At 55.6% G+C, this 7862-nt stretch carries 9 protein-coding genes; 7 read left to right on the plus strand and 2 right to left on the minus strand.

Annotated features, from left to right (window positions below; genetic code table 11):
• Positions 1 to 53 precede the first annotated feature (53 nt).
• The gene (locus ABJK56_RS10475) at positions 54 to 677 is read right to left on the minus strand and encodes a hypothetical protein (RefSeq protein WP_347244617.1); all 624 of its coding nucleotides are present in this window, start codon (positions 675 to 677) and stop codon (positions 54 to 56) included.
• Here ABJK56_RS10475 and ABJK56_RS10480 point away from each other — a divergent pair.
• From ABJK56_RS10480 to ABJK56_RS10510, 7 genes are all read left to right on the plus strand, one after another.
• Complete coding sequence (locus ABJK56_RS10480; protein ID WP_347244618.1) at positions 652 to 894, plus strand: hypothetical protein; 243 nt, start codon at positions 652 to 654, stop codon at positions 892 to 894. The genes ABJK56_RS10475 and ABJK56_RS10480 overlap by 26 nt on opposite strands.
• Positions 895 to 1124: 230 nt before the next feature.
• Positions 1125 to 1352 carry a hypothetical protein gene (locus ABJK56_RS10485; protein WP_347244619.1) on the plus strand — a complete coding sequence of 76 codons (228 nt, stop codon included), beginning with the start codon at positions 1125 to 1127 and terminating at the stop codon, positions 1350 to 1352.
• Positions 1349 to 1693, plus strand: coding sequence for a hypothetical protein (locus tag ABJK56_RS10490; protein ID WP_347244620.1), 345 nt, complete (start codon positions 1349 to 1351; stop codon positions 1691 to 1693). The genes ABJK56_RS10485 and ABJK56_RS10490 overlap by 4 nt, the downstream gene beginning before the upstream one ends.
• Before the next feature lie 1088 nt (positions 1694 to 2781).
• On the plus strand, positions 2782 to 3141 hold the full coding sequence (locus ABJK56_RS10495; protein WP_347244621.1) for a hypothetical protein: 360 nt from the start codon (positions 2782 to 2784) through the stop codon (positions 3139 to 3141).
• A gap of 88 nt (positions 3142 to 3229) precedes the next feature.
• On the plus strand, positions 3230 to 4972 hold the full coding sequence (locus tag ABJK56_RS10500; protein WP_347244622.1) for a hypothetical protein: 1743 nt from the start codon (positions 3230 to 3232) through the stop codon (positions 4970 to 4972).
• Positions 4936 to 5154, plus strand: coding sequence for a hypothetical protein (locus ABJK56_RS10505; protein ID WP_347244623.1), 219 nt, complete (start codon positions 4936 to 4938; stop codon positions 5152 to 5154). The genes ABJK56_RS10500 and ABJK56_RS10505 overlap by 37 nt, the downstream gene beginning before the upstream one ends.
• Positions 5155 to 5540: 386 nt before the next feature.
• A complete protein-coding gene (locus ABJK56_RS10510) occupies positions 5541 to 6341 on the plus strand; it encodes a hypothetical protein (RefSeq protein ID WP_347244624.1) in 801 nt (266 codons plus the stop codon).
• A 110-nt stretch (positions 6342 to 6451) separates the two neighbouring features.
• Here ABJK56_RS10510 and ABJK56_RS10515 read toward each other — a convergent pair whose 3' ends face one another.
• A complete protein-coding gene (locus ABJK56_RS10515; RefSeq protein WP_347244625.1) occupies positions 6452 to 7648 on the minus strand; it encodes a dienelactone hydrolase family protein in 1197 nt (398 codons plus the stop codon).
• Positions 7649 to 7862 lie beyond the last annotated feature (214 nt).

Below are 7862 nucleotides of genomic sequence, written 5' to 3' on the forward strand. Positions count from 1 at the left end.
TTCAGACTATGTTCCGTTTGATGAGCGGATCCCCTATTCCGTGTACTTTCCCCTTATCCTTGGAATGTCTCCACCTCCGGACGAACCAGCTCCCGTTCCTCCAAGAACCGACGTATGGTTTGCTTTCGAGTTAGAAAAACCCGAGGAGTGATCCCGTACAGGGCCAGTAACGTGGCAAAGGCCTCGCCAGAACTCTGCGAGATCGCATTTCTCAGGTCTGATTCGTACACGGCACGCAGAATTTCTGTCTTTTCTGATTCCCATGCGGTCTTCCACTGGTCGGAATCACTGATCCTGCGGCCGGATGGATCGCGATCCACGATGTGCGCCAGCTCGTGGGCGTAGATGTAATATCCCTCGACTGATTTTGCGGGGCCGTCCCATACGACAATGGCTAAATGGGTTTTACCTTCCGCTCTCACCCATCGGACAAAGGCTGCGATAGTGGAGTGCTCGACGTTTTGGCCGAACAGGTTTTTAAGACGTAAGTCCCACTCCGCCACCTCGTCCCGGTCGCTACACACAATCATAGTGGCATGGTGTTGATGATTAGGGCAGAGAAAGTGCAGAGGCTGGTAGGGCTCACCACGCCGGGGCCAGACAACGAGGTGCTCCAGTTTACGGGGCCGTTCTTTGTCGAGCCGCTGAGGATTGGCGATAACGGTTTGGGCGATCACGGCGGATTTCCTTATCTATCGCGAGTGTGAAGACGTGCTCAAGTATTACCCCGAGCGGAGTGTGGACATTTACACCGACGGTACGTTGGACAGGTGGTACATCGACCCGATTGCTCTGATTTCGAAAATTCCCCGTCTGGAGTTAGGATTTTTGTATTCCCGGGAGGAGAGTGGAAAATTCGCGTGCGTTACAGTGTTGCGGATCCTCGACCCGTGAGCGTGTCTCCGCCAGAGATGGCTGGGCGAGACAGAAAGAGCAATTATGCGGCTGTGTCAGCCCTCCAGGAACTGCCGGGGCTTGCCCAGTAAGCAGCGGATCAGTCGGTGGACATGGCGAGTGGGGCAGTCTACGAGCAGCCCAGCGAAAATATTGATCCGAAGAAGGCCCGGCAGATCTTCCGCGACAAAGCAGTGCGGGCCCATCCCCTCACGGAGAAGTAGCGACGGATGTTTGGGGCGGCGGCCCGCCGCGCCGAGTACGAGCAGAAGGAGAAGGCCCTGACCTTGAATAAAGAGGATCTGGATGCGATCGTCCAGGATTTGTTAGAGATGGCCGTTGTCCAGTGGAATAAAAAAGAAGGCCGAGGAACAGACACAGCAAAAGAGCGGTGCCGGGAACGGGATGAAAACGCCAGTCGTGGATCAAGTGGCAACCGTAGACAGGGCGGAATATGAAAAGCAAAATTCCGCGGATAAGGCGGAATCGACAATCGAGACTCTCAAAAAAGCAAATTGAGGAACTCAAGAAACAGCTTGACGAAGAGCGAGCCAAGCGCACAGAAGTCGAGCGTTACCGCAAGCTGAAGCAGCTCCGCGCCTGCTACAAGGTTGACCTGGACAAGGAATTCCGACGCTATCGCCGGATGTCCGATCAGCAATTCGACCAGCACGTGAAAGAAGTGATCCCCAACCACAAGGAGAATCCTGCGAGCGGCTTTATCCCGGCAGAATTCACAGGAACGACAGGTTATTCGACGGAACTGTTGAAATGCGAACATAATCCTGACGGCAGCTAGGGCGGAGCGCCGAGCGGACGAGTGGCGTTCTGTGCCGGTGGTGCCCCCTGTACCCACTGGTTCGACCAGTTACTCGAGGCCTGGGATATTCGGCCGTCGATTTCGGGGAAGTTGCATGAGTATGGGGAAAGGTGACCGAAGTTCTTTGATCGGTGCTCTATCCACGCTGGAACGCAGTTGAGCTGCCCGTTGGCTGGCTGAAAAATGGTCGCCTATGTGTGTATCATGAGAAACTGGCGGGCCATTTCTCCCCGTAATCTACCTGGCATTTATTTAAAAGCATTTGAGAGCTCTATAAGGAAGTGGGTTTTCAGACAAAGGCTGGAAGATACTGATCTGACACGTTTCTCTGCGCCACAGAATTCAACCGTGCCTCTTAAGCAGTGCTTTTCTTCCTTTTCACTCATGACATATCGCTCTTTCTATGTTGTGTCTTACAACCGATAGGATCCTTTTTTCTGGCTCCTCGCAATCCGGCTTTCACCCCCGGTGCCTCCCTTTCCCAAGACCGGGAGCAACTCGTTCAGTCCCTCGTCCGCCGAGTAAGAGGCATGTAAGCCGATATGGCTGACTTCTGGAGGGTGCCCCGCGGTTATTCTGCTAAATTTCAGACTGACCGAGTTCAAGAGTGGTCGGTGGCTTGTAGCCCTTGAAAGAGCTCTGTGAACCGCCTTCAACTCGCCGAGAAGATCCGTTTTAAGGGGATTCTGTAACACAATGGCAAGGCAAACCACGGAAAAGGCCATCGCCCCGAGGCTTGGCCACAGGCTTGTTGGGGGGAAAGGGGAGGTCGGCGGTTTGCTTATTCGGTTTGTCAGCTACGATAGTCATGACGATAAAATAAGGGGTCGATGTTCCAAAATGCCGCTCCGGATTTTGGGCGTCGAGCGCGTGAAGATGTGTGTCTAGCACTCTCTTCGATGTATTTGGGCGGCCCTCAAAGAGGAATGGAAAGCGATCTGTTTGGATTTGCGCTTGATGATCATCGGGGCTGATCCCCGGGGTTCAAACGCCGCCTCCTCTCCGTCATCAAGGATCAGGACGCAGATAAGGAAATCGGCCACTATAGCCTAATCATTGACGCGGACATGGGCGAGGATGTGGCCAACCTAACCGGCTGGGCAGCGGCTGCCATCCCTCCTGAGCAACGGATTACGGTGCAAAAGTATTACCGCCATTGCGGTGGTGGGGAACCACCGCCATTTGATGGAAGACTCCCCGCGCCTGATCCGGTTGCTATCAGTCTTGGGCTAGATCCCGCAGAAAACGACTCATCGCAGGAAGCATCGTCGCAAAGCGATGATCTAGGCATAACAGGGACGAAGCACACCGTGAGAACACAATTTATGGGCATGATGGAAACATCGTCGCGGGTGTGGGGGGTTCCGAATCGCGGGCTGTCGCTGCAGACTCGCGCTATGTTTATGCGCGGGTCAATCGGACGCTGAACGGCAGGCCGATGCAAGGAGTTGCGCGATTCTTTCGCGACCAGTTCTTCGATAAGGAAGGCCCCCGTGGACTTTATTCGATGCGCTGGTGCCGGCCGGCTCCATTTCCGGGGGTGAGGGACCTGACGGCAACGAACTGTATCTCACTGAGTCGGTGCCGTATCTCTCGGGTGCCAAGCGGCTCGCCGAGATCGCCGCTCATCCGGAAGCGGCGGAGAAGTACCGGCACACTCGCCCTCAAATCACCGGAATGTCTTCCGATGGCACGCTCTTAGTAGTGGCCGAAGACATCACACAGCGTATTCATATGATCAACTGTGACACAATGCAGCGTGTTCGGGATATTCCTTTTCGCTATCCGGGACCAGTTGCACTCGTTCCCGGGGGCGGTCTCTGGGTTGTTCAGCGCCCGCGGGACCCCGTGGAAGTGCCGGTCTGGCTTCCCTGGGCGGAGGTGGGTGAATACGTTCTGGTCGAGCTGGATCGTCTCGGCCGTCCAACGGGACGAGAAATCCGGGATGTCAAGCTGCCGACTGCGATTGCAGTGAGCCCTGACGGCCATCGGCTACTGGTGGCTGACAGCCATCCCCAGCGTCTCCAAGTCCCGACTTATGATATTTCCGGCTCGACGCCGAAGCTGATGCGCCGGTTCGGCCAGCCGGGCGGCGTTTATGCAGGGCCGATTCCTGGTCGACGGGGGCCCGACCGCCTGAATTACCTCTCAGGTGTGGGCGAAGATCGCCACGGATGTCTTTTCGTGACCTCGCGGGCACCGTCAGGAAGCTGGATCCGTCGCTATCAACCTGACGGCACGCTCGCCTGGGAACGGTACACCGCCACGTTCATGAATGGAGCGGCTGCTGTACCGAATACCGATGGTTCACGCGTTCTGATTGGTCGCGGTGGCTCCAACTTGCTTGAGGTAAACTACGAGCGACTGTCCGGCCCGCTGGATGAGTGGATCGCTGTTACCTGGGACCCTTTTCGCTACCCGCACGATGTGCGCAAACACGGCTTCCGCCTGTACAAATTGCCGAATGACCGCGTTTACGTCGTTATCAATGATATCGATTCCGGGACGTTGGTCCTGCGTGAGGAACCGGGCTCACACGTTCTTGTGCCTTCATTGTACATGAATGGCGGCCAATACCACGGAGATCCGAACCGTCTCTACCCGCCGGATCATCCGGGCAAGCATCGGTTCATGTGGCGTGATGTGAACGGCAACGGTCATATCGAGAAAGACGAGTACGTGTTCGTTGGACCTCATCACAACGCCAGGAAATGGCTCCTGGACAGCAAAGGCGACCTTTGGGAGTACCACCAACAGGCCAATCGGAAGGCGTTGGTACGTCATAGGCTGCAGGGGTTCGACACGCACGGTAACCCTGTGTACGACTTCACGTTGTACTGTGAGGTCGGACGCGATCCACAGGGTCGGCCGCGCTACGAAGTCGATACCGAGCGGGTCGAGCTATTTCCAATTCCACCCGCCTTAGACGAGCTGCGGGAGTGGATCTACGATGCAGAGCGGGACGTGATGTTTTTGTTCGGCTTTCCTCCCGAATTGCCTTCTGAGTGCCGTAATGTGTGGTCCGTCAGTTCGGTGGCCCTGCGGGTCGAAGACTTCACCACCAGACCGCGTGTAAGCAGCCAGATCGCATTGCCCTATGGAAAGCCCGAAGAGCAGGGGAGGAAACCGGACGCCAGCAACGTGATCCGGTCTGTTGCTGTGGCTGATGACCTGCTATTTGCCGCCATCACACGCACTTCCACGGAAGGACACGTGTGGGTATGGAACACGCGAACGGGGGCTTTCTTGGTGTCCTGAAACCGGGGCCGAGTTTGTGGGGCGAAACATCCCTGGTCGACATTCCAGAAGCTGTACACGCGTTTCACCGCGCCAAGGGGGAATACGTAGTTTTCGTGGAAAACAACTGGAAAAACTTGCAGATCGTGTACCGGATCCAGGCACCGCAAATCCCCGATGGCGGCCCAACTGTGTCACGCTAAGGCGAAGGAGATAAACGGCGGCCATAGTCAGGCAACCTATTGTGTCAGTCGGACAATAGTTATCGCACCGCGGTAGCAATCGGGCCAGGATTTCCTCAGACCGGTAACGTTTTTCAGCAAGACACCGCCAGCCTGCCCTAACAGGTGCCTCCTAATTCCGTCGCAGGAACACAGCGTAACTTCCATGCGACTCCCGGAGTAGGTCCGGATGCTTTTTGCGAACGCTTGAAGCTTGTTCCTTGTTCACCGGTTCAACATTTAAAAATCTGCCTTGACAGATTCTCCATTCCTGCGCCAAACTACTACATTCTCACACACGTTGATGCGTGCCTTGCGCGTGGCAGGCGTGGTTAAGACGGAGCAATTTGGGTCTTCGGAGGAATACCATGGATGGGAGTCGATACAGCAATTCCCGCACCTGCAATAACACGGGCAGCTTGACGTGGTCTTTAGTATGCGTCTTTACAACACTTTTGGTGCTTGGTTGTCAGAAGCCGGCACCTCAGCCGAACGGCTCGCAGTCCGCCAACCGACCAGGTGTCCCATCGAGCTCTGACACGCAGAAAAAATCCGCGCCTGCCGAGCAGAACGATCTCAAATCGCAGACAGCAGACCCTGTTTCCGCAGTCAAAGTGTTCCTCGAAGCCGTGCGAACGGGCGATGACGAGAAGGTCATCCAGCTTTTCAGCGAACTTGCCCGGGAGCAAGCCGGCAAACTCAATCGACAATTTGCGCCTGTCGGGAGCGACACGGCACGGTATGAGGTCTTCGATGATGTCGAGTATTTGGCGCCAGACGGCGCGAGGGTAAAAAGTACCTGGACCGATTTGGATTCTCAGGGAAAGCCACGCACCGATGAGATCACGTGGATGCTTCGCAAGGAAGCTGATGGCTGGCGGATCGCGGGAATGGCGACCGTTATTTTTGAAGGCGAGCCACCCCTCCTTTTGGACTTCGAAAATATGCCAGAAACCCTGAGAAAGATCGAATTGCTTTCTCAGGAAATCGAGCGCCGGGCCGCTCAATCTCAGCAAGCCGATCAACAGATGAATGCTAATCCGGCTGATCAAGGCACACCGGCAAGTGCCGCCGATTCTCAGACACCGGCCGAGTTGCCGGCCGCACCTGTGGCTGATACCCCTGCCCACACTGCTCAGGAACCGCAACCAAACGTGCTGCGAAAGTAGTCACCCATCCCAGCCGTTGCTTGATTTATACTCTCACTGCGTGCGGTGGGAAAAACTTACCGCTGGGGAAAATAATTGCGAGGAGCTGTTCCCATTTTTTCGTTCGCATGTTAATGGTTTGCGCGACAATTACATTCGGAAAATCGTCTCGGGATAGACAACATTCCTTCGTAGTCTTCACACATCGTGCTGCTGAGGTACACATCGAACCATTCGGCGATCCGATGAACGGCGATTTCCGGCACGGTGTGTCCCCGACGATGGTTCCATAAACCTAACGCCGGTCGTTCCCCATAGAGCTGATACACTGGCCAGGCAGCTTGAAGGAACGGAATGCTCTTCTCCCCGTCTGCAGAGTCACCCCCGATAAGCAGGAAAGCCCTTGGGGCAACCAGCGCGATAAGTTCGTGATGGTCGTGGCCAAATCCCGTTTGGCGAATTTCTTGTCCCAGATACCATGGCGCGTCCCAGTTGGAAAAGCTCAAGGCAATCCCACCCTCGCTTGATACACTCGCACGAATACGCTCGTCGAAAGCTGCCAGATACAGGACCTCCTTGCCGCCCAGCGAATGTCCCACCGCGCCGAGACGGTGGGGATTCACCCCCGGGAAGGAAACGAGAAGGTCCACTGCGGCCTGACCGTCCAGGAGCATCTTGGCCATGCCCTTGACGCCGGGGAACTGGTTGGTGAAACGTTCCACCTGCCTGCGATAGTCGTAAGGTGGGCCGCCCGACCAAAGAAAGCATTCAGGACAGAGGGTCACATAACCGCGACGCGCCAGCTCGAGTCCGAAAGCCTTGGTTTTCTCTGAAGTCAGCCCTGCCGGCTGCCGGATCGTGTCATTTGTTGTTGAATGAAAGACAACAATAGCCGGAAGCCGTCGTTCCCGCTGCGAGAAAATATCGGATCCCCGTGGGAAGAGCAGATAGGCTTTCGTTTTCCATCCCTGCTGAGTTTCGTACTCAATAAGACACCGCGAGACATCCTCCAGGTCTTCTCGAGAAAGTATTCGGAGCGTTTGCACTGGAAGGTTCTGGTCCCGCTGTGGCATCCCCAGAAAACTCAGCCACCATCGGCGGATTTCTTCCCTCCGTCGCTGCCACTCCGTTAGTTCCCTAATAGGAGACCCGTCAGCGTGTGCCAGCGTGGGGGGAAGTGTGAGCTCATTGCTGGATTGCAGGAGGGGTACCTGAACTTCGTCCAGCCAGGGAAGACGAACCGCCTCAGCGAGACACATGCTACTCTGCACGAGACAGCAGAGCACGGATGCAGCAGCCACGGCCGCTAAGCGATACTGTGTACTCATTTCAGGACTCAAAGCCTCCGCGGGTTGAACTCCCAATAATGCTGTGAGGTCGTCTGATTATCCGCCAAATTGTACCTGCACCTGTCAACAAAACAGTAAGAGCTTCCCTTGCCTGCGGTTTGTACCAAGCCAGGTGAACTTCATTTTTCGTTACGGGGGTGGCAAACAAATCAGCGGTAAGGCGGACGGTTGCGGATCTTTCGTTTAGCTACAA

It is taken from the genome of Thermogutta sp. (assembly GCF_039793925.1).
Classification (GTDB): Bacteria; Planctomycetota; Planctomycetia; order Pirellulales; family Thermoguttaceae; genus Thermogutta.

Excerpts from the sequence above, each read along its gene's own strand:
- ABJK56_RS10510 (WP_347244624.1), top strand. The coding sequence starts at position 5,541 with ATGGATGGGAGTCGATACAGCAATTCCCGCACCTGCAATAACACGGGC.
- ABJK56_RS10505 (WP_347244623.1), top strand. The coding sequence starts at position 4,936 with ATGGAACACGCGAACGGGGGCTTTCTTGGTGTCCTGAAACCGGGGCCG.
- ABJK56_RS10515 (WP_347244625.1), bottom strand. The coding sequence starts at position 7,648 with ATGAGTACACAGTATCGCTTAGCGGCCGTGGCTGCTGCATCCGTGCTC.
- ABJK56_RS10490 (WP_347244620.1), top strand. The coding sequence starts at position 1,349 with ATGAAAAGCAAAATTCCGCGGATAAGGCGGAATCGACAATCGAGACTC.
- ABJK56_RS10485 (WP_347244619.1), top strand. The coding sequence starts at position 1,125 with ATGTTTGGGGCGGCGGCCCGCCGCGCCGAGTACGAGCAGAAGGAGAAG.
- ABJK56_RS10495 (WP_347244621.1), top strand. The coding sequence starts at position 2,782 with ATGGGCGAGGATGTGGCCAACCTAACCGGCTGGGCAGCGGCTGCCATC.